At 33.1% G+C, this 20,762-nt stretch carries 25 protein-coding genes and 1 other annotated feature; of the genes, 16 read left to right on the forward strand and 9 right to left on the reverse strand.

Going from position 1 to position 20,762, the window contains the following annotated elements:
* The first annotated feature begins 209 nt into the window (after positions 1-209).
* The 12 genes from DFR57_RS12590 to mtnN all read left to right on the forward strand — a co-directional run bounded on the left by DFR57_RS12590 (position 210) and on the right by mtnN (position 10,510).
* Complete coding sequence (locus tag DFR57_RS12590) at positions 210-428, forward strand: hypothetical protein (RefSeq protein WP_245937465.1); 219 nt, start codon at positions 210-212, stop codon at positions 426-428.
* 71 nt (positions 429-499) lie between these two features.
* Positions 500-1,525, forward strand: coding sequence for an AI-2E family transporter (locus DFR57_RS12595; RefSeq protein ID WP_281270496.1), 1,026 nt, complete (start codon positions 500-502; stop codon positions 1,523-1,525).
* Positions 1,526-1,567: 42 nt separating this feature from the next.
* Positions 1,568-1,794 (forward strand) — a binding site (T-box leader).
* Between the two features lie 59 nt (positions 1,795-1,853).
* Positions 1,854-4,490: an alanine--tRNA ligase gene (gene alaS / locus DFR57_RS12600; protein WP_114353571.1), complete on the forward strand. Its 2,637-nt coding sequence runs from the start codon at positions 1,854-1,856 to the stop codon at positions 4,488-4,490.
* 81 nt (positions 4,491-4,571) lie between these two features.
* A complete protein-coding gene (locus DFR57_RS12605) occupies positions 4,572-4,841 on the forward strand; it encodes an IreB family regulatory phosphoprotein (RefSeq protein ID WP_114353572.1) in 270 nt (89 codons plus the stop codon).
* Positions 4,838-5,257: a Holliday junction resolvase RuvX gene (gene ruvX / locus DFR57_RS12610; RefSeq protein WP_114353573.1), complete on the forward strand. Its 420-nt coding sequence runs from the start codon at positions 4,838-4,840 to the stop codon at positions 5,255-5,257. The genes DFR57_RS12605 and ruvX overlap by 4 nt, the downstream gene beginning before the upstream one ends.
* A 14-nt stretch (positions 5,258-5,271) precedes the next feature.
* A complete protein-coding gene (locus tag DFR57_RS12615) occupies positions 5,272-5,556 on the forward strand; it encodes a DUF1292 domain-containing protein (protein WP_114353574.1) in 285 nt (94 codons plus the stop codon).
* 204 nt (positions 5,557-5,760) lie between these two features.
* Positions 5,761-6,915, forward strand: coding sequence for an endolytic transglycosylase MltG (gene mltG / locus DFR57_RS12620; RefSeq protein ID WP_114353575.1), 1,155 nt, complete (start codon positions 5,761-5,763; stop codon positions 6,913-6,915).
* 75 nt (positions 6,916-6,990) lie between these two features.
* Entirely contained in the window at positions 6,991-7,644 is a 654-nt protein-coding gene (locus tag DFR57_RS12625) for an O-methyltransferase (protein WP_114353576.1), read from the forward strand.
* Between the two features lie 2 nt (positions 7,645-7,646).
* Positions 7,647-8,276: a uridine kinase gene (gene udk / locus DFR57_RS12630; protein ID WP_114353577.1), complete on the forward strand. Its 630-nt coding sequence runs from the start codon at positions 7,647-7,649 to the stop codon at positions 8,274-8,276.
* Positions 8,277-8,415: 139 nt separating this feature from the next.
* On the forward strand, positions 8,416-8,892 hold the full coding sequence (greA, locus tag DFR57_RS12635) for a transcription elongation factor GreA (protein ID WP_114353578.1): 477 nt from the start codon (positions 8,416-8,418) through the stop codon (positions 8,890-8,892).
* Between the two features lie 210 nt (positions 8,893-9,102).
* On the forward strand, positions 9,103-9,804 hold the full coding sequence (locus DFR57_RS12640) for a YrrS family protein (RefSeq protein WP_170132979.1): 702 nt from the start codon (positions 9,103-9,105) through the stop codon (positions 9,802-9,804).
* Positions 9,805-9,823: 19 nt separating this feature from the next.
* Entirely contained in the window at positions 9,824-10,510 is a 687-nt protein-coding gene (gene mtnN, locus DFR57_RS12645; RefSeq protein WP_114353580.1) for a 5'-methylthioadenosine/S-adenosylhomocysteine nucleosidase, read from the forward strand.
* A gap of 47 nt (positions 10,511-10,557) precedes the next feature.
* Here mtnN and DFR57_RS18290 read toward each other — a convergent pair whose 3' ends face one another.
* From DFR57_RS18290 to sda, 9 genes are all read right to left on the reverse strand, one after another.
* Entirely contained in the window at positions 10,558-10,716 is a 159-nt protein-coding gene (locus tag DFR57_RS18290; RefSeq protein WP_170132980.1) for a hypothetical protein, read from the reverse strand.
* A gap of 41 nt (positions 10,717-10,757) precedes the next feature.
* On the reverse strand, positions 10,758-11,462 hold the full coding sequence (gene sigK, locus DFR57_RS12650; RefSeq protein ID WP_114353581.1) for an RNA polymerase sporulation sigma factor SigK: 705 nt from the start codon (positions 11,460-11,462) through the stop codon (positions 10,758-10,760).
* A gap of 232 nt (positions 11,463-11,694) precedes the next feature.
* The gene (gene mnhG, locus DFR57_RS12655; RefSeq protein ID WP_114353582.1) at positions 11,695-12,072 is read right to left on the reverse strand and encodes a monovalent cation/H(+) antiporter subunit G; all 378 of its coding nucleotides are present in this window, start codon (positions 12,070-12,072) and stop codon (positions 11,695-11,697) included.
* Complete coding sequence (locus tag DFR57_RS12660) at positions 12,053-12,364, reverse strand: Na(+)/H(+) antiporter subunit F1 (RefSeq protein WP_114353583.1); 312 nt, start codon at positions 12,362-12,364, stop codon at positions 12,053-12,055. The genes mnhG and DFR57_RS12660 overlap by 20 nt, the downstream gene beginning before the upstream one ends.
* Positions 12,361-12,837 carry a Na+/H+ antiporter subunit E gene (locus tag DFR57_RS12665; RefSeq protein WP_114353584.1) on the reverse strand — a complete coding sequence of 159 codons (477 nt, stop codon included), beginning with the start codon at positions 12,835-12,837 and terminating at the stop codon, positions 12,361-12,363. Before DFR57_RS12665 ends, DFR57_RS12660 begins: the two co-directional genes overlap by 4 nt.
* 6 nt (positions 12,838-12,843) lie before the next feature.
* The gene (locus DFR57_RS12670) at positions 12,844-14,325 is read right to left on the reverse strand and encodes a Na+/H+ antiporter subunit D (RefSeq protein WP_170132985.1); all 1,482 of its coding nucleotides are present in this window, start codon (positions 14,323-14,325) and stop codon (positions 12,844-12,846) included.
* Positions 14,321-14,659 carry a Na(+)/H(+) antiporter subunit C gene (locus DFR57_RS12675; RefSeq protein WP_114353586.1) on the reverse strand — a complete coding sequence of 113 codons (339 nt, stop codon included), beginning with the start codon at positions 14,657-14,659 and terminating at the stop codon, positions 14,321-14,323. The genes DFR57_RS12670 and DFR57_RS12675 overlap by 5 nt, the downstream gene beginning before the upstream one ends.
* Positions 14,659-16,992 (reverse strand): Na+/H+ antiporter subunit A, encoded by a 2,334-nt coding sequence (locus DFR57_RS12680; protein ID WP_114353587.1) that lies wholly within the window; start codon positions 16,990-16,992, stop codon positions 14,659-14,661. The genes DFR57_RS12675 and DFR57_RS12680 overlap by 1 nt, the downstream gene beginning before the upstream one ends.
* A gap of 315 nt (positions 16,993-17,307) precedes the next feature.
* Positions 17,308-17,448, reverse strand: a complete 141-nt coding sequence (sda, locus tag DFR57_RS12685; RefSeq protein WP_114353588.1) for a sporulation histidine kinase inhibitor Sda — start codon at positions 17,446-17,448, stop codon at positions 17,308-17,310.
* Between the two features lie 524 nt (positions 17,449-17,972).
* Between sda and DFR57_RS12690 the strand changes: the two genes are divergently transcribed.
* The 4 genes from DFR57_RS12690 to yhbY are packed head-to-tail and all read left to right on the forward strand — an operon-like array spanning position 17,973 to position 20,761.
* On the forward strand, positions 17,973-18,491 hold the full coding sequence (locus tag DFR57_RS12690) for a YqeG family HAD IIIA-type phosphatase (RefSeq protein WP_114353589.1): 519 nt from the start codon (positions 17,973-17,975) through the stop codon (positions 18,489-18,491).
* Entirely contained in the window at positions 18,491-19,591 is a 1,101-nt protein-coding gene (gene yqeH / locus DFR57_RS12695) for a ribosome biogenesis GTPase YqeH (RefSeq protein ID WP_114353590.1), read from the forward strand. Before DFR57_RS12690 ends, yqeH begins: the two co-directional genes overlap by 1 nt.
* 37 nt (positions 19,592-19,628) lie before the next feature.
* Positions 19,629-20,471 carry a shikimate dehydrogenase gene (gene aroE, locus DFR57_RS12700; protein ID WP_114353591.1) on the forward strand — a complete coding sequence of 281 codons (843 nt, stop codon included), beginning with the start codon at positions 19,629-19,631 and terminating at the stop codon, positions 20,469-20,471.
* Positions 20,471-20,761, forward strand: a complete 291-nt coding sequence (yhbY, locus tag DFR57_RS12705) for a ribosome assembly RNA-binding protein YhbY (RefSeq protein ID WP_114353592.1) — start codon at positions 20,471-20,473, stop codon at positions 20,759-20,761. The genes aroE and yhbY overlap by 1 nt, the downstream gene beginning before the upstream one ends.
* Position 20,762 lies beyond the last annotated feature (1 nt).

Here is a 20,762-nt window from a genome sequence, read left to right on the forward strand (position 1 = left end):
AAGTGTTATTGCATCATCAATATAAAAATATCAATGTTCGGGTTGCATAAATTAGGAGTGAGCGTTTAGCTCACCCCAACATTTGACTTAGAACCTTTTAATGAAAGATTTGTTTAGGTAACAAAATATTTAAGGGTACATTCTAAAAAATGAGGAGGAATAGGTATTATTCAAAAGGATTTGCATAATTTTTAAAAAAGTGGGCAATCATGAGAAAGAATAGCATTAGAGGAGTTGGCTTAATCATGATTTGTCCAAATTGCCGAGGTAAAAATATAGGAATCATCGGTCAAAAGCATTACTATTGCTGGAATTGTGCAATAGAACTTACCGTTATCAATAATATACTGCACATTCATGAAATTGAGCATGATGGAACCTTGAGCTCATTAGATGACTTATTTTCAGAAGAGGAGAGGCGGATTTAACCGTGATTAATAGCTTCTTTGAAAGAATATCAAGAAGAAATGTCATCTTAACTTTTCTTCTGCTTTTAAATATGCTAATTGTAATATGTTTTTTGTATTTATTATTTTTGGTTTTTCCTCATCTTATGGATATTTTCATCCTAATCATTCGTATTATTAGCCCATTTATTATTGCAGCATTTATAGCCTATTTATTGCATCCGCTCGTCGATTTTTTACATCGATATTCTATTCCAAGAACAATAGCTATACTTCTCATATACTTTTTCTTTTTTGGTGGATTAGCATGGCTATTTTATCATTTCACACCAATTATCGTAAAACAGTTACAAGATCTAAATGAAAACTTACCAGCGATGATAAATAGTTATCAAGTTATTATTCAGGAATTCTACATAAAAACAGCTTTTTTACCTGAAACTTTTCATGATAAAATGGATGAGTGGTTTTTAGATATAGAAAATTCTCTCACAGAAAGCATTCGTGGAATTTTCAACCATATGAATAAATGGTTTGATTTCTTTTTTATTTTAGCTGTAATACCTGTTCTTGTTTTCTATTTTCTTAAAGATATAGAGAAGATTCAAAAAAGGGCACTAAGGCTATTTCCGAGTAAATTTCAAAAACCAATGCGGGGACTAGCATCTAATATCGATAGAGACTTAGGAAACTATATAAGAGGTCAATTTATTGTTTGTTTTATTCTGGGTTTGTTATCCTATCTATTACTAGATTATTTCAATCTGAATTATCCTTTGGTTTTAGGCAGTATAATCGGTTTAACTAATTTTATTCCATACTTCGGACCAATTTTAGGAGCTATCCCAGTTGTTTTGGTGGCATTCACTACATCAATAAAGATGGTTGGAATAAGTTTAATTATCATCATAACTTTGCAAATCATAGAAGGGAATATTTTATCACCTTACATAGTAGGAAAGAGTGTACATTTGCATCCAGTCTATATTATTCTTTCTCTTTTTATAGGGATAGAAGTAGCTGGCTTGATTGGTTTGTTAGTGGCTGTACCCCTTCTAACAATTTTTAGGGTAGTTGTAAGGTTTTTCTTCTTTTCAAATCGATGGCAGAATGATTGACAGTTAAGTAATTCTTTTCTATAATATCTTAGCAAACAAATATATAAAACGAAGATAAACATAAGTACATAACAGACCATTTTTATCATAAAAGTGATGCAGAGAGGAATTTCCTAGGCTGAGAGAAATTCTAAATGAAGGGTTATGGAAGCTAGTTTTGAGTGTGATGGAAAACATCGCCGGGTGAGAACTCGTTATTATTTTAAGGTGATAGATGGTTACATCTATAATCAGGGTGGTACCGCGGAATTCAAACTCTCGTCCCTGCTTTTTAACAAAGCAGGAATGAGAGTTTTTTGTATACATAGATAAATAGGAGGGTTATAGAATGAATAACTTAAAATCGAGTGAAGTAAGACAAATGTTTTTAGATTTTTTTAAAGAAAAAAAGCACCAAATTGAACCAAGCGCATCGCTTGTTCCACATGAAGATCCCACATTACTTTGGATTAATAGTGGAGTAGCAACATTAAAAAAGTATTTTGACGGTAGAATTATTCCTGAAAATCCTAGAATCACAAATGCACAAAAGTCAATTCGTACCAATGATATTGAAAATGTAGGATATACAGCAAGACATCATACATTTTTTGAAATGTTGGGAAATTTTTCGATTGGTGATTATTTTAAAACAGAAGCTATTGAATGGGCATGGGAATTTCTAACTAGTGATAAATGGATTGGATTTGCAGCCGAGAAATTGTCTGTTACGGTTCATCCTGAAGATGAAGAAGCTTATAAAATTTGGCGAGATGTTATTCAGTTACCAGAAGAAAGAATCATACGCATTGAAGAAAACTTTTGGGATATTGGAGAGGGACCAAGTGGACCTAATACAGAGATTTTTTATGACAGAGGCGAATCCTATGGAAATAATGCAAACGATCCTGAATTATATCCAGGTGGAGAAAATGAACGTTACTTAGAAATTTGGAACCTTGTTTTTTCTCAATTTAATCACAATCCTGATGACAGCTATACGCCACTTCCTAAGAAAAATATTGATACAGGGATGGGCCTTGAGCGACTAGTTAGTGTAATTCAAGATACCGCAACAAACTTTGAAACAGATTTATTTCTACCTATTATAAAAAAGACAGAGCAAATAGCCGAGAAAAAATATATGGATGATGAAACTGCAGGTGTTTCATATAAAGTTATAGCTGACCACATACGTACGGTTACTTTTGCTATAAGTGACGGAGCGCTACCATCTAATGAGGGTAGAGGCTACGTATTACGAAGATTACTTCGAAGAGCCGTACGATATGCAAAACAAATAGGCATAGAAAAGCCATTTATGTACAAATTAGTTCCTACAGTCGGGAACATTATGAAAGATTTTTATCCAGAAGTAAAAGATAAAGAAGCTTTTATTCAAAATGTAATTCAAGTAGAAGAAGAAAGGTTTCATGAAACACTGCATGAAGGACTCAGCATATTAGAAACAATTATTAAGCAAGAAAAAGAACAGAATAGAAATGTATTTCCTGGAGAAGAAGTTTTCAGGCTTTATGATACGTATGGTTTTCCAAAAGAATTAACAGAAGAATATGTACAAGAAGCTGGCTTTAAGATTGATGAGCAAGGTTTTGAATTAGAAATGAAAAAACAGCGTGAAAGAGCTAGAAGTGCCCGATCTAAAGTCGGTTCAATGCAGGTGCAAGAAGGTGTTTTAGCGGAGATTACAACTCCAAGTACTTTTATTGGGTATGACCAGTATCAAGTAGAATCCTTTGTTACTGAAATCATCCAGGATAAACAAATTATTTCGCAAATTGAGTCAGGTAAAGAAGCACATGTTATGCTTGATGAAACACCTTTTTATGCAGAAAGCGGTGGACAAATCGCTGACATTGGGATAATTTCATTTGAAAAAGGACAGGGTAAGGTATTAGATGTACAAAAAGCTCCAAATGGTCAGCATCTTCACCGAATTAAAGTAGAAGAGGGAATCCTTGAAAAGGGTAATAAAATAAAAGCCGTGGTGGATCAAGAAAAAAGAAAATACATTATTAAAAACCATACAGCCACACATTTATTACACCAAGCGCTTAAAGATGTACTTGGTACACATGTAAATCAAGCTGGTTCCCTTGTAAGTGCTGAGCGATTAAGATTCGACTTCTCCCATTTTGGAGCGATAAGTGAGGAGGAGATTAATCAAATTGAAAGTCTTGTGAATCAAAAAATTTGGCAATCAATTCCTGTGGTAATTGAAAATAAGAATATTGAAGAAGCTAAGGAAATGGGAGCAATGGCACTTTTTGGTGAAAAATATGGAGAAGTTGTTCGTGTTGTACAAGTTGGTGATTACAGTATTGAATTATGTGGAGGTTGCCATGTAAGTAATACAGCAGAAATAGGATTAATTAAAATTACCACCGAGTCTGGTATTGGGGCTGGTACGAGAAGGATTGAAGCGGTCACATCAAAAGGAGCCTTTGAATTTTTTAGTCAAAAAGAAGAACAGCTAGAAGTGATAGCTTCTACGTTAAAAGTGAAGGAAAATAATATTCTAGACCGTATTAAATCATTAAATGGCGATTTGAAAGATCTACAAAAGCAAAATGATTCATTACAGGCAAAATTATCAAAACAAGAAGCAACTGCAATTTTAGACGAAATTAAAGTTGTCAATGATATTTCAATTCTTGCTAAAAAAGTAGATGTGGCTGATATGAATCAATTGCGTAATATGGTAGATGAATTAAAACAAAAAATGGATAGTGGTATGATTTTGTTAGCTGCTGTGAATAATGGGAAAGTGCAGCTCGCAGCTGGAGTAACAAAAGATTTAATAGATAATGGATATCACGCTGGCAATTTAATTAAAGAGACTGCATCTATTTGTGGTGGCGGTGGTGGTGGCCGTCCAGATATGGCGCAAGCAGGTGGAAAAGATCCAAGTAAATTAGATGAGGCTTTCAAATATGTAGAAACTTATGCAAAAAAAAGTGACTAATTTTGGTATTGTGACCAAAAAACAGTTATAATAAGAAATATATCAACAGGTATGGAACGAAATAATTTAGGGGGTGCTTCCATGGATCATTTGGATAAAACAGTAAAATTTAACTTCCCAGAAGAACCCATCGAAGAAAATGTAAAAGGTGTTATGTTAACCGTGCATGAAGCATTACAAGAAAAAGGATATCATCCTATAAACCAAATTGTCGGTTATTTATTATCGGGTGATCCAGCTTATATCCCTAGACACAAAGACGCGCGAAATTTAATTCGTCGTTTAGAACGGGATGAAATAATTGAGGAATTAGTTACTTATTATATTCGTGCACAAAAGGAGCAAGAATGAAAATAATTGGCTTAGATGTGGGTTCAAAAACGATTGGTGTAGCCATTAGTGACGCATTCGGATGGACGGCACAAGGTTTAACGACACTAAAATGGACAGAACCCAATTTTGATGAAGAATTAGAAAGTATATTTAAAGACTTATTGGAAGAACATATGATAGAAAAAGCTGTCGTAGGATTACCCAAAAATATGAATGGCTCAATTGGAGAACGAGGAGAAGCTTCCTTGAAATTTGCAGATTTCTTAGAAGAGAAATTTTCAATTCCAACAGTTTTATGGGACGAAAGATTAACCACTATGGCAGCTGAAAAAGTTTTAATTGAGGCTGATGTAAGTCGGAAAAAACGTAAAAAGGTCATTGATAAAATGGCAGCTGTTATGATTTTACAAGGTTATTTAGATAGTCAATCTTAAGCGGAGGTGTTCAGATGGCACTAGAAGAAAAAGAAAGAATCATTATTCCCGATGAAAAAGGTGAAGAGCATTTATTCGAGGTATTGTTTACCTTTGATGTAGATGAAACAGAACATTCCTATGTTGCTGTCGTTCCTGCTGATCAAAAAGATGATGATGAAGTAGAGGTATTTGCTTTTAGATACGAGGAAAAAGCGAATGAAGACGATTTAGCACTTTTTCAAATCGACTCTGATGAAGAGTGGGATATGGTAGAAGAAGTACTTAATACGTTAATTGATGAAGATATGGAAGCATAGAAAATAAAAACGGCTAAAATGGAAAATATTTTAGCCGTTTTTATATTTTTCTAGATGGCGATTAAAATTTAATTTTGAGTAATATATTGACATAAATGTATAAAATGTGAATAAATTTATCAAATCTAGATGAATTATGAAAAATATATAGGAAAGAACCTATCATCTGTAGTATAATATATCGGGTGAGAGGAGGCAGGTAAAATGTCAACTTCAGATAATGAAAGAAATAATGAAGATAAAGACCAAAAAATAACCTATAAAGAGCTTGCACAAAAAAGCGGTGAAGAAGCGACAATTGGACGTCGTATTGCTATTATTGTATTAATTTTAATCGTACTCGCAGTAACGATTGGTGGATACTTAGGCTATCAATATATCAAGGATGGACTTACCCCAGTTGATCCTGATAATACAGAAACAACAGAAGTTACCATTCCTTTAGGTTCAAGTACATCCAATATTGCAACCATTCTTGAAGAGAATGATATTATTTCAAATAGTACGATCTTTCGTTTTTACATAAAATTTAATAATATTGCAGATTTTCAAGCTGGTGACTATCAATTTTCTTCATCCATGACTTTAAAGGAAATTACAGATGAATTACAAACAGGAGTAGTAGAAAGAGAACCTGTCTTTAGAGTAACGATTCCAGAAGGAAAAACGATCCAAGAAATCGCTAGTATTTATGAAGAAAGAGCAGGTATAGATGCAGAAGAGTTTACAAATACTGTGGAAAATGAGGATTTTATTCAAGAATTGATTACCCGCTATCCTTCCATATTGTCAGATGAAATACTCAATGAAGAAATAAGAACGCCTTTAGAAGGGTATTTATTTGCTGCAACGTATGAATTTTACGAAGATAATCCTTCTGTAGAAACGATTGTGACCTCTATGCTTGATAAAACAGAATCGGTTATTAATAATTATTATGAAAAGATTGAAGCTAAAGAGGGTTGGACTGTTCACGACATAATTACGATGGCTTCCCTTGTAGAGGAAGAAGCAAGAAATGAAGATGAAAGAAAAAAGATTGCAGGTGTGTTTTATAACCGATTAGAAGCTGATATGATGCTACAAACTGATCCTACTGTTATTTATGCTAATGGAGAGCATCTTGAACGTGTATTATATAAGCATTTAGAAATAGAATCTCCTTATAACACCTATCAAAATGTAGGTTTGCCAGTTGGACCAATTTCAAATTTTGGTGAAAGTTCACTGGTTTCTGTATTTGAACCTGATGATACGGATGCTATGTATTTTGTGGCAGCACCAGATGGAACGATCTATTATTCACGAACTTTGGAAGAACACCAATCATTAGTAAATGAGCATCTAAATAGAGAATAACAAAATGGGATAAGGAAATTACCTTATCCCGTGTTTTATGCTCAGAATGTAATTTTTATATAAGTGAGGTTTATTATGAATAGTGAAACAGTTAAAAGATATTTGAACGGATTGAAACAAGATAACATTGAGTGGATAAATCATTTGGAAAAAGAAGCCAAAGAGCATCATGTACCCATCATGGATTCAATTAGTATAGATATATTGAAGCAAATTATACGTCTGCATCAACCGAATAGCATTCTTGAAATTGGTACGGCAATTGGCTATTCGGCATTACAAATGGTCCAAGCAAAAGAAGATATAAAAGTAGTGTCGATTGAAAGAAACGAAGAGATGTTTACTCGTGCACAGAAAAATATGGAAAAATATGATACAAATAATTGCGTAAAACTAATTTATGGAGATGCGCTTGAAGTAGCAGATAAAATAGATGAACTTGGCTCGTTTGACTTGATTTTTATTGATGCAGCTAAAGGAAAATATCGCGACTTTTTTGAATTATATCAATCATTTCTTTCTGAAAATGGTGTAATTCTTACGGATAATGTATTATTTAGAGGTTACGCAATTAACCAAGAATTAGCACCTAAGCGTTTAAAAAAACTTGCAGAAAAAATTGATTTGTATAATAAGTGGCTTATCGATAATAAAAACTATCATACAACGATTATACCTGTTGGAGATGGAATTGCTATTTCATTAAAGAAAAATAAAGGAGATAACTAGTTATGCCTGAAAATAGACCAATTATCATCGGGGTAGCAGGAGGATCTGGTTCAGGAAAAACCTCCGTTACAAACACAATTAAAGAAAGATTTAAAGATCAGTCCATTTTAGTAATGGAGCAGGATTTTTATTATAAAGATCAGTCAACACTACCGATGGAACAAAGGTTACAAACAAATTACGACCATCCTTTAGCCTTCGATAATGATTTGTTAATCGAACATTTAAAGGAATTAATCTTGCGTAACCCTATAAATAAACCAGTATATGATTATAAAATGCACACAAGGTCCGATAAAGTAATTAAGGTAGAGCCTAAAGATGTGATTATTGTTGAAGGAATATTAATTTTTGAAGATCCCCGTTTAATGGATTTGATGGATATGAAGATTTTTGTAGATACGGATGCCGACATACGTATCATGAGACGATTAGTAAGAGATATAAAAGAAAGAGGAAGAACGTTAGATTCGGTAATAGATCAGTATACGAAGGTTGTTAGACCCATGCATTTACAATTTATTGAGCCAACCAAAAGATATGCTGATATTATCATTCCTGAAGGTGGACAGAACCTAGTTGCGATTGATCTTCTAGCAACTAAAATTGATACAATATTAAATCATAAGTAAACTTGAATAAAAACTATTGAAAATTATACAAAAATCTGCCATAGTAATGGTTAGTATAAATTCCATTCATGAATGATTCCATTTTTACATAGATGTGAAGTAATTCGGAATTATGGTTGTAAATAAAGGAGTGTAAGTGATGGCTGAGGAAAAAAGTTATTACATGACAGAAGAAGGTAAAGCAAAATTAGAAAAAGAATTACATTATTTGAAAACAGAAAGAAGACAGGAAGTAGTAGAAAGAATAAAAATCGCAAGAGATTTCGGTGATCTTTCTGAGAATTCAGAATATGATGCAGCCAAAGATGATCAGGCTTTTGTAGAATCAAGGATTGTGCAAGTGGAGAATATGATCCGTAATGCTGTTATCATTGAAAATGATAATGATAATACCGATATCGTTTCATTAGGAAAAACAGTTACTTTTAAAGAATTACCAGATGGAGAAGAAGAAGAGTATATTATTGTAGGAAGTGCAGAAGCTGACCCATTTGAAGGTAAAATCTCAAATGATTCGCCGATTGCTAAAAGTTTATTAGGACATACCATTGGTGAGGAGCTAGTCGTGCCAACACCAGCTGGTGATATGAGTGTAAAAATTTTAAAAGTAAAATAAAAAAATGAATGCTCTTTCAAAGGGCATTCATTTTTTTGAAGACAATATAATTGATTGTTTTCAGGATAGACCTTTTTTATTTTAATATTGAAGCGAATGTGTTTCTTTCCAATTGCATATGTATTACAAAATATTATTCTTTAATTATTTCGTGGTATCTTATTATATTTTTTAGTATAATAATGACAGTTAATGATAGGAGGACAAGCAATGGCTGGGGATTTTGAAAGCAGTTCAAGAGTTAATCGCTTTGATAAAAAACGAAAAAATACGAAGCTTATTTCTGCTTTGGTAGGTATTGGAGCTTTATTACTTATTGTATTTTTGGTGGTTCTATTTTGGGATAATGGGGAAGAACAAGAGCAAGCAATGAACGATGAGGATCAACAAGATGAAAACATAAATGAAACAGAAGAGGAATCTGAAAAAATTCAAATAGAAGAAGTAGAAGAACAAGAAGAAAATATAGAAGAAGAAGGTCTAGTTGTTTCTGAAAATGATGAAGAGACAACGGAATCGGATGAAGAAGAGGATTCTTCATCGAATGAAGAATCTGGAGAAGAAGAAACGGTAGAATCAGATGATGATAATGTCAAACGAGCCTTCCGAAAAGATTGGGAGCCGATAGGAACCGAGCAGAGCGGACCACATACTTCGAATTATGATAAAGACTCTACTGATTGGAAAGAAATGATGGAAGCTATCGAAGTAGCAACTGGTTTGCCCAATGATTCACGCGTAAATTGGTGGGTAGGTAGAGCTGGTGATCAAAAAACAGTGGCAACAGTCTCTGATTCTAATCAAGATACGATTTATCGTGTTCATCTTGAATGGATCGAAAATGAAGGATGGAAGCCAACCTTAGTTGAAGAATTAATAGAAAATGATCAAGCTGATAGATACAGTAATTAAATGATAAAGGGGGTTCATCTTGATGATAGGCATAATTGGAGCAATGGATGAAGAAATTTCATTATTAAAAAGTAAGATGGACGTAAAAGAGGAAAAAATAATTGCAAATTGCAATTTCATCATTGGAACATTAAAAGGGAAAGAAGTTGTGCTTTTAAAGTCTGGAATTGGTAAGGTAAATGCTGCTATGTCAACAACAATTCTTCATGAAAAATATAATCCGGAGTTTGTTATAAACACAGGTTCTGCAGGAGGTTTTCATCCTGATCTTGAAGTTGGTGATATTGTCATCTCAACAGATGTGGTACATCATGATGTAGATGTTACTGCCTTTCAATATAAATATGGGCAAGTACCAGGCCTTCCAGAAGCTTTTTTAGCAAGTAATAGCTTAATCGAAAAGACAATGAAGGCAGCAAAATCATTAGAAGGCATTCATTCTATGAAGGGATCCATTGCAACAGGAGACGCTTTTATGCATAATGAAGAAAGAATTAACTTTGTAAGAGACAAATTCCCTTCATTAATAGCAGTGGAAATGGAAGCTGCTGCGGTTGCTCAAGTATGTCATCAGTATGAAACACCATTTGTTATTATTCGTGCATTGTCGGATATAGCAGGAAAAGAGTCATCTATTTCATTTGAAGTCTTTTTAGAAAAAGCTGCCGCAAATGCAGCAGAATTAATTATGAATATTATTGAATAATAAACAGCGCTTTTCCTAACGAAACAGGAAAAGCGCTGTTTATTAATTTAGATTGTCTTTTGATAATAATATATTCCAGCACCAAGAATTAGTAATAAAATTATTGCAAGAATGATATAAACACCGGCAGCATTATCTGAATTGTTATAGTAAGGTGGAGGTGGTGGGGGATACATATGATAAGGATCATTGAAATTTTGATACATAATAATCACCATCTTCTTTTAAAAATTAAATTAGGTTAACTTTAACTCTTTTTAAACTCTTGTTTATAATATTCATGGAAAACCTTCATCAGGGCTCTTTTTTCAATTCTAGATACATAACTTCTAGAAATATTTAATTTATCTGAGATTTCTCGTTGAGTAAGAATGTCATTATTCCCTAAGCCAAATCTTGCAACAATAACTTCCTTTTCACGACTGTCTAGAATAGTGATATATTTTTTTATCTTTTCTAATTCCATATGAAGCTGAATCTTCTCTGTAATATCAGTATTTTCTGCCTCTAATACATCCATTAAGTTAATTTCATTTCCCTCTTTATCTTGGCCAATTGGATCTTGAAGAGAGATATCTTTTTTTGTCTTTTTAAGTGCTCTTAAATGCATCAATATTTCGTTTTCTATACATCTTGCAGCATATGTGGCAAGTTTCGTTCCTTTATCAGTAGAAAAGCTTTCTATCCCCTTTATTAACCCTATAGTCCCAATGGAAATTAAATCATCTGTATCTTCATTTGTATTTTCGAATTTTTTTACAATGTGAGCTACAAGTCTTAAATTATGTTCAATCAGTCGATCTCGAGCGGCCTTATCACCATCTTGCATCTGCTTTATTGTTTTTAATTCCTCTTCTTTTGACAGCGGCTGAGGGAATGCTTGACTTTTAACATAGGAAACAAAAAATAGCGTTTCTTTAATAAAAGTTAAGATACTAAATAATACAGACAAAGCTTGCACCTCCACATTGAACTAGGTAATTGCCCCATTATTAGTTATATGTGTTGTTAACGTGGTTAGTGCACGTACCATTAAAACAGTTAATAATTTTCTGGTGAATAAAGAAAATGGTACTTAAGGGGATATAATAGACATCAATAATTTCATTGTCTATATTCTTATTGTAACTTGGCAAAAAAGATAGGCACCCGCTATTGAACGTAGCGAGTGCCTATCTTTTTTCTTATTTATTTTTTTGTTCTTTAATTGCGTCAGCGTATGCATCTTGCTGCTTATCATTACTACTCCATGGTTTAATACCAGTATGATGTGCTGCTCGTCCTATCATGTGTGCTGAAACAGGAGCAGTAAGTAGCACAAACATAATTCCTAAAAGTAATTTTCCACTAACAATTCCATGTTCTGCGAATAGAAATAGAAAAGCACCAATCATTATTCCAGCTATACCTAACGTTGCTGCTTTTGTAGAAGCGTGCAAACGAGTATAAACATCTGGGAATCTTAGAACTCCAATTGTACTAGAAAATATAAAAAAGGTGCCAAATAAGAGTAAAAGAATGATGAAAATATCAACGATGATTTCAATCCATGTCTCTATCAATAATAACACCCTTTTCTAAATATTTCGCCAGTGCGATCGTACCAATAAATAATAATATCCCTATTAGCAATACAACATCATTTAATCGAGTAGTAACGAGCATAATAGCAGTTAACCCCGCTAGTGCCATTAAATTAATGCCAATTGCATCAAGTGCTACAGCGCGATCAGGATTCGTTGGTCCTTTAATAACACGATAAAGTAATAATCCAATAGAGACAGTGATCGTAGCCAAACAGATTACTGTAACAATTTGAATGATATCTTTGAAGTCAATTTCGAGTCCATTCATCTTGTCACCTCCATAATAGCACGCTCAAATGTTTCTTTGATGGACTTAATAGCTTCATCGTTATCATCTATATTCATTGCGTGAATATAGATGATACGATTATCTTCTGAAACCGATAAAGATAAAGTTCCAGGAGTTAATGAAATTAAAGAGGTAAGCATTGTTATTTCCCAATTACTTTTTAAATCGGTAGGGAGAGCGAATATTCCTGGCTTAAAATTTTGATCTTTTCTATACACCATTTTAATAATCTCAATATTTGATAATAATAGCTCCTTTGTAAACAAAAGAACTAATTGAATCATTTTAAAAACACGTTTTAAATAAAAAGTATCTGGAATGAAACGTTGCAAAAATAAAAGAAGTAATATACCGATAAGGTAGCCAGAAACAAATGCAACAAAAGTATAGGTTTCACTTAGAAACATCCACATGACAGCGATGATTAAATTTAAAATGATTTGAAAGGGCATCAGTCATTACTCCTTTAATACAGATTTTATATATAGTTCAGGATTCATTAAATTATTTCCAATTTCCTCTGTAATTGGATAGAACCATTCAGCACCAATTCCTAGAAAAACAGAGAAGCTTATTAAAAATGCTACAGGAAGCATCAATTTACGAGCTAATGGTTTATTTGGTACGATTGCTGCGTCCTTCTCACCCCAGAAGCCTTGAATAAAGATCCTCATTACAGAGAATAGAATTAGCAAACTCACGAGCAAGCCAATGATGGTTATAATAATTTCGTTTGCCTCTATAGCTCCTTGCAGAATTAACAATTTTCCTATAAATCCACTAAATGGGGGTACGCCAGCTAATACAAAAGCAGAGATAAATAATAACCAACCAAGCATAGGGTAGTGATGTATCAAGCCTTTCATTTTTCTTAAGTCACTGGTACCAGCTAAGTAAGCAATGGCTCCTACTAACAGAAATAGTGCGGCCTTGATAATCATGTCATTTACTAAATAATATACAGCGCCACTTAGAGCTGTTTCATTATAAATACCAATCCCAGCTATCATAAAACCTACAGCAGGAATAATATTATAAGCAACAATTAGTTTGATATTATTTGTAGATAATGCACCAATTACACCAAAAATAAGTGTGAAAGCTGCTATCCAAATAAAAAACTGGTGTGTAATTGCAGTCTCATGAACAAAAATTATCGTAAAGACACGAAAAATAGAATAAATGCCGACTTTTGTAAGTAAAGCGCCAAATAAAGCTGAGATAACTGGATTTGGTGCGATATATGGTCTAGGTAACCAGTAATAAAGCGGAAATAATGCTGCTTTTGTACCAAATACAAAGAATAATAAGAAGGCAATGGTAGTTAATATACCAGACTGATTTACTTCACTAACTCGTTGTCCTATTTGAGCCATGTTAACTGTTCCTACAACTGAATATAAAAATGCAATTGTTGTTACAAATAACATGGATGAAAATAAATTAATTAGCACATATTTGATGGATTCTCGTAATTGAACTTTTCCTCCACCTAATATGATTAAGGCGTAAGAAGCCATTAAAAGCACTTCAAAGAAAACAAATAAATTAAATAAATCTCCGGTAATAAATGCACCGGATACACCTGAAATTAATAAAAAATAGAAGGTATAGAAATAAAAAGATTCTTGTTCATCACTAAGTGAATAGGGAGCGTAAAACACAGCCGCTAATGCAACAATATTTGTTGTGAGAACGAGTGTAACAGATAATAGATCGCCAACCAATACAATACCATATGGCGCCATCCAATCACCTGATTCTAATACAAGTGTGCCATTTTGAATTACATAATAGAATACATAACTAGCGACAATTGTAGAAATAATCGTTGAAACTTGAGAAAAAATACGAACTAGGGTTAATTTTTTATGAAATAAAGTCGCGATAATTCCTGCAATTAATGGAATGAGAACTGGTAATATTGTTAAGTTACTAATCATTTTGGTTACCCCTTAATGTTTCCATATTATCCGTTCCGTTTTCTTTAGAAGCGCGATAAGCTAACACTAATAATAAGCTAGTCACTCCAAAACTGATAACAATGGAAGTTAAAATTAAAGCTTGCGGTAATGGATCTGTATAATCCGTAATTGTTTTATCAAGTATTGGTGGTGCACCACGTTTTAATTTACCCATAGTTAAGATGAAAAGGTGAGCTCCATGAGAAATTAAAGCAGTACCAATAATTATTCTTAATAATTGTTTTTGAAGAAGATTATAAACACCAGTGGTAAATAATATACCAGCTAAGATGGCCATGATTATTTCCATTATTCTGCCTCCTTCTTGCTGCGTAACTTCACGAGGCTATATATACCTAAGGCAGCTATTCCAAGAACAACAATTTCAAATAACGTATCAATTCCACGCATATCTACAAGAATAACGTTTACGACGTTATCCCCTCCACCAAGCTTATAGGAAGTCTCAATGAAATATTGTGAAATTGCTTCAAAAGCTTTACTACTGTGCGCAGAGATCGCTACCATTGTCATGAGTAATCCAAAAGCTACTGATATAATGAGATTTCCGGATTTTTCTTTGATTCCTTCAGTTCGTTCTCTCAGATTAGGAAGATGGTAGAAACACAATAAAAATAAAGCTACGGTGATTGTCTCAACTACCAATTGTGTAAGGGCTAGGTCTGGTGCACGATAGAACACAAACAACACTGCTAAACCATAGCCAACAACACCAAGTATAAGTATCGCAGCAATCTTATTACGTGTGAAAATAGTTGCTATCGCTGCAAATGCCATAGCTAATGCCACAAAAACCTCTTGGATGGTAATAGGTGCTAAATCAGAATAGTCTATAACAAACCCACCTGTAATAAGCATGACGGAAAATGTAACAAGTACAATTGCAGTCAAAATCAATATCATATACCTACGAATAGATCCATTCATATAGCTATCAGTAAGGGTTTTAGAATAAGATTCTAGTTTTGCTATGAGCCAATCATAAACCCGATTAAAGCTTAATTTACCAGGAAAATAATCATAAACTTTGCGCCATTTCTTTTGATAAAGAGCCAGAATAGTTCCAACTACTACTACAATTAATGACATGTAAAAGGCAGGTATTAGACCGTGCCAAAACTGAATATGTGTTTCAACTGGTTTACCGTATATCGCTTCAGCAGTAAAAGCTAAAAATGACTCATTTACAAGATTAGGGAAAAGTCCAATGACAATTACTCCTATTATTAAAATGGAAGGCGGAATAAGCATTCCAATCGGAGCTTCATGCGGTTTTTTTGGAAGTTTATCTAAGTGTTTTTCCCCTAAAAAGGTTCCGAATACTAAATACATAGAATAAACAAAAGTAAAAATACTGCCAAATACAGCTAAGTATGGAATGGCTACACGTAATATTTCAGCTATCCACAAGGAAGATTCACCTAAATTTAAAGAGGCATCAAAAAATTTCTCTTTACTATAGAAGCCGTTTAAAAATGGCAACGGAACTCCTGCCATAGAAAAAGTACCAAAAAAAGCTAAAGTAGCTGATATCGGCATAAGCGTCATCAATCCACCCAATTTTCTAATATCACGAGTCCCAGACTCATGGTCAATAATACCGGCCACCATAAACAGGCTTCCTTTGAAAGTAGCATGATTTAAAATGTGAAATACAGCTGCGAAAATTGCCGCTTTTGTTCCAAAACCTAACATAGCCATTATCATACCTAATTGACTAATCGTAGAGAAGGCTAATATACCTTTTAGATCTGTTTGACGGACCGCCATAAACGATCCCCATATTAAAGTGATAATACCAAAACCACTTATAATAACGAAAAATAATTCACTTAAAGTATAAATAGGTGTGAAACGGGCTATTAAGAATATCCCAGCTTTTACCATAGTTGCCGAGTGCAGGTATGCACTAACCGGAGTAGGTGCTTCCATGGCATCTGGTAACCAAATATGAAATGGGAATTGAGCAGATTTAGTAAATGCTCCTAAAACGATTAATACTAAAGTAAGTACAAAGTATGGACTAGCAAAAATAACATCAGCTTGACTAATCATTTCCTGAATACTAGTTGTACCAGTAATATTTACAAGTATAATAAATCCGCCAAGCATACTTAATCCACCAAAAACAGTAATTAGCATTGATTTTAGGGCGCCATACCTAGAGCGTTCCTTGAAATTCCAATAACCAATTAATAGAAAGGAAGAAATCGATGTTAGTTCCCAAAATGTATATAGAACAAAGACGTTATCAGATAAAACAACTCCGAACATTGCCGTCATAAAAATCAATAAGTAAACATAAAAATGTCCTAATTTTTCAGAAGTATCCAAGTAAAAAATAGAGTAAAATGTAACTAAGGCGCCAATTCCACTTATAAGTAGTACAAACAATAAACTTAATCCATCCAAGTAAAAATCTAAATTGATATTTAATGATGGTATCCATGAGTAAGATCCGCTTCTTGTTTGGAAATCTGTACCGATAAATTGAAGGAAATAAATAAAAATACTAAGTGGTGCTAGTAAAACGAAGTAACCCGTATGTATAGTAGTTTTCCATTTACTAAGAAACGGAATAATTAGGGCTAATAAAATAGGAAAAAATACAGCAAACAGCATCTAATGATGATCCCCCTTAATTTCTCTAGAAATTTAATTTTTTTTAGCTGTCTAATTCATTTGCAGAAATAAATTACACTTTAGTGGATGTGGTAAAGGTATGAGGTTTAAAGAACAATATATTGATATTACTATATTATTTTACTGTCTACTCCGTAAAATTTTTTTCTTTAAATATACAACAACATGTATACCCTATTATATTGTAATCGAAAATTATGAAGGAATACAAGAGAGAGCTTTTAGATTCGAAAGATCATTAGTGAAAATAAGTTGAAAATAGGGGGTATAATGGTATTTATGACAATTATGTGATTAAGATTTTCTATATATTTCATGGGTAAGAGATCTACGTCTAATTTCTATTTCTATTAAGCGTATAAATTCTTTATTTAACTTCAGTTCATGGGCTTTATAATAAGAGGCTACTAACAGTTCATTTGATAAATGTTTCATAGACAATTTTACCTCCTTCAGTTTGATATGAAGCTTATCCCAGTTTTTAAACTTGTATAAATGTATCACGAATAATCCAGCGCAACAATAGTCAGTTATCCACACTAAAATGTGTATAAAATGTTCATAAATAAGGGTGGGGTAATTGCGAATTGTAACAAATAAAGAAGATGACTTGTTAATAAAGTTATCCACAAAAAACAATTTGTATGAAATTGTCGAGCGAATTTACAATTATAATTCTATTTTCAGGCATTTATTATCGAGTTCCTTCATAAATAACTAACTTTAAACAGTTTAAGAACAAGATTTTCCGATTGTAGTTCTGCGATTAAAAATAAAAAGCTAGTATTCACTGAAATAATCAATTAGCTTACGGAAAAATCCTCAAATTTAATATCAAAAAGTAAGTAACATGAGGTTCATTTAGATTTATTTTGAATTAAACGGCTAAATTGTTTATGATGTATACTGTAGAATAAGTAAATTTAAGGATTGAGTGGAAGGGTCGAGGTGGAAAGTAATTGTTAAAAAAATTTTTACCAAATGAACATGTTGAAAGAATATTAGATATATCTCCAGAAGAATTAAAGAAAAAAGGAATTAAGGGAGTCATTACTGACTTAGATAATACACTAGTAGCATGGGATGTTGTCGATGCAACTCCTGAGGTAATCGCATGGTTTCAGTTAATGAAAGAACATGATATTAAAGTTACTATTATATCTAACAATGACAAAGAGAGAGTGAGTATCTTTTCTGAGCCACTAGATACTCCATTTGTCTATGCTGCGAGAAAGCCTTTATGGAAAGCATTCAAAAAGGCATCGTCTCAAATGGGCTTAAAAAAAGAAGAAGTAGTAGTCGTCGGTGATCAAATTCTAACTGACGTATTAGGTGGCAATATGGCAGGACTACGTACTATTTTAGTGGTACCTATTGTACACACAGATGGAAAATGGACTAGAATAAATCGACTAATCGAACGTAGAATATTACGCTTTATGCGTCGTAAGGGTATGATAAATTGGGAGGAAAAATAATGGATGAATTAGTTTGTGAGGGTTGTGGAGTACAACTTCAAACAGAAGATAAAAAAGCTGCCGGTTACACACCAGCTTCAGCGTTAGAACAAGAACATGTTATCTGCCAACGGTGCTTTAGGTTGAAACATTATAATGAAGTTCAAGATGTGGATTATGATGATGACGATTATTTAAGAATGATTCAACAAATTAGAAATACAAATAGTTTGGTAATCAAAATCGTAGATATATTTGATTTTGATGGTAGCTTCATTTCAAGTTTACACCGCTTAGTTGGGAATAACCCCATATTACTAATTGGGAATAAAGTTGATCTCCTTCCAAAATCAACTAACAAGAATAAAGTTATCAATTGGATTAAAAAAAGTGCAAGCGATTATGGCTTAAAAGTACAAGATGTATTTTTAGTATCTGCTGAAGCAGGGGTTGGATTTGAAGAGGTAGAAAAAACAATAGAAGCAATGAGAGATAATAGAGATGTCTATGTAGTAGGCTGTACCAATGTTGGAAAATCAACTTTTATTAATCGCTTAATAGACCGTACAAGTGGAGTGAAAGATGCGATTACAACGTCCTATTTCCCGGGAACGACTTTGGGTTTTATTCAAATTCCTTTAGATGAAAGTAATTTTTTATATGATACCCCAGGTGTTGTAAACCGATCACAAATCGTCCATTATATGTCAGAAAAAGATTTGAAATACATTACACCTAAAAAAGAGATAAAACCAAGAGTCTATCAATTAAATGCTAAACAAACTCTATTCATGGGAGGATTAGCACGTTTTGATTATGAAAAAGGCGAGAAGCAATCCTTTGTATGTTATTTTTCTAATCAATTGATGATTCATCGAACTAAATTAGAGCAAGCGGATGAATTTTACAAAAAACACAATGGTTCCTTATTACAACCACCAGACGAAAAAACGATAGAATTACTACCTGAACTTGTCAAACAAACAATGAAGCTTCCTAATCGAAAAACGGATATTGTTTTTGCTGGTTTAGGTTGGATTACAGTTCCCCAAGGAGGAATAACTGTAAGTTTCTATATACCTAGAGGAGTTCATATCTCGATTAGAGATGCTCTCATTTAAATATAAAAATAATCACAATAAAGAGAGGGGAACAAAAATGTCATTATCTCTAGGTTTAATCGGGAACCCAATTGGTCATTCATTGTCTCCATGGATTCATACAAATTTTTTAGAGAAAGCTAATATTAATGGGAATTATCGGTTATATGAAGGAGATATCAACAAGTTACCTGATATTTTGAAGAAGCTGCGACAAAACAATATAGCGGGTTTTAATGTGACTGTTCCATATAAACAGACCATACTGCCATATATAGATGATATTGATAAGGACGCAAGGGTTCTAGGAGCTGTGAATACGGTATTAAATGATAACGGCCGTTGGGTTGGTTATAATACAGATGGACAAGGGTACGTCAGATCAGTTATAACTGCCAATCCAAGTATTTTAAATAAGGATACGAAGATATTAATGTTAGGTGCTGGCGGTGCTGCAAGAGGAATTTATAGAGCACTGGTTAATCAGGATGTTAATAGGATAGATATAGCGAATCGATCTGAGGAAAAAGCAATAGACTTATTGCATTTAAATAATAGAGAAGTGAAATCTGACTTTATTGACTTTGGCACAGCTGAGGAAAATTTAGGGGATTATGATTTCATTGTACAAACGACGTCGGTTGGAATGAAACCAAAACAAGACAACCAAATCATAAAATTAGATCATTTAAAGAAAAATGCTTTGGTGAGTGATATTGTATATCAACCAATTACGACACAACTATTAAAAGATGCAAAATTCAGAGGAGCTAATATTCATCATGGTCATGCAATGCTTCTTTATCAAGCTCAACTTGCTTTTGAAATTTGGACTGGTGAAAAACTGAATGTAGAGAATATGTTACAACCATTAGAACAGAAACTTAGAGGTGAAAATTAATGTTAACTGGAAAGCAAAAAAGATTTTTAAGAGCTAAAGCCCATCATTTATCTCCAATTTTTCAAGTTGGTAAAGATGGTGTGAATGATAATATGGTTAAACAGATCGGTGAGGCATTAGAAAAAAGAGAATTAATTAAAATATCTGTCCTTCAAAATTGTATGGAAGATAAGGATATTGTCGCAGAACAAATTGTTGAGCAAACAAATGCTTTTCTTGTCCAAGTTATAGGGAGCACGATCGTAATTTATAAAGAGTCTGAAGAAAATAAACAAATAAAGTTACCTTAAT

The sequence above is a fragment of the Saliterribacillus persicus genome, assembly GCF_003337485.1.
GTDB lineage: Bacteria > Bacillota > Bacilli > Bacillales > Amphibacillaceae > Saliterribacillus > Saliterribacillus persicus.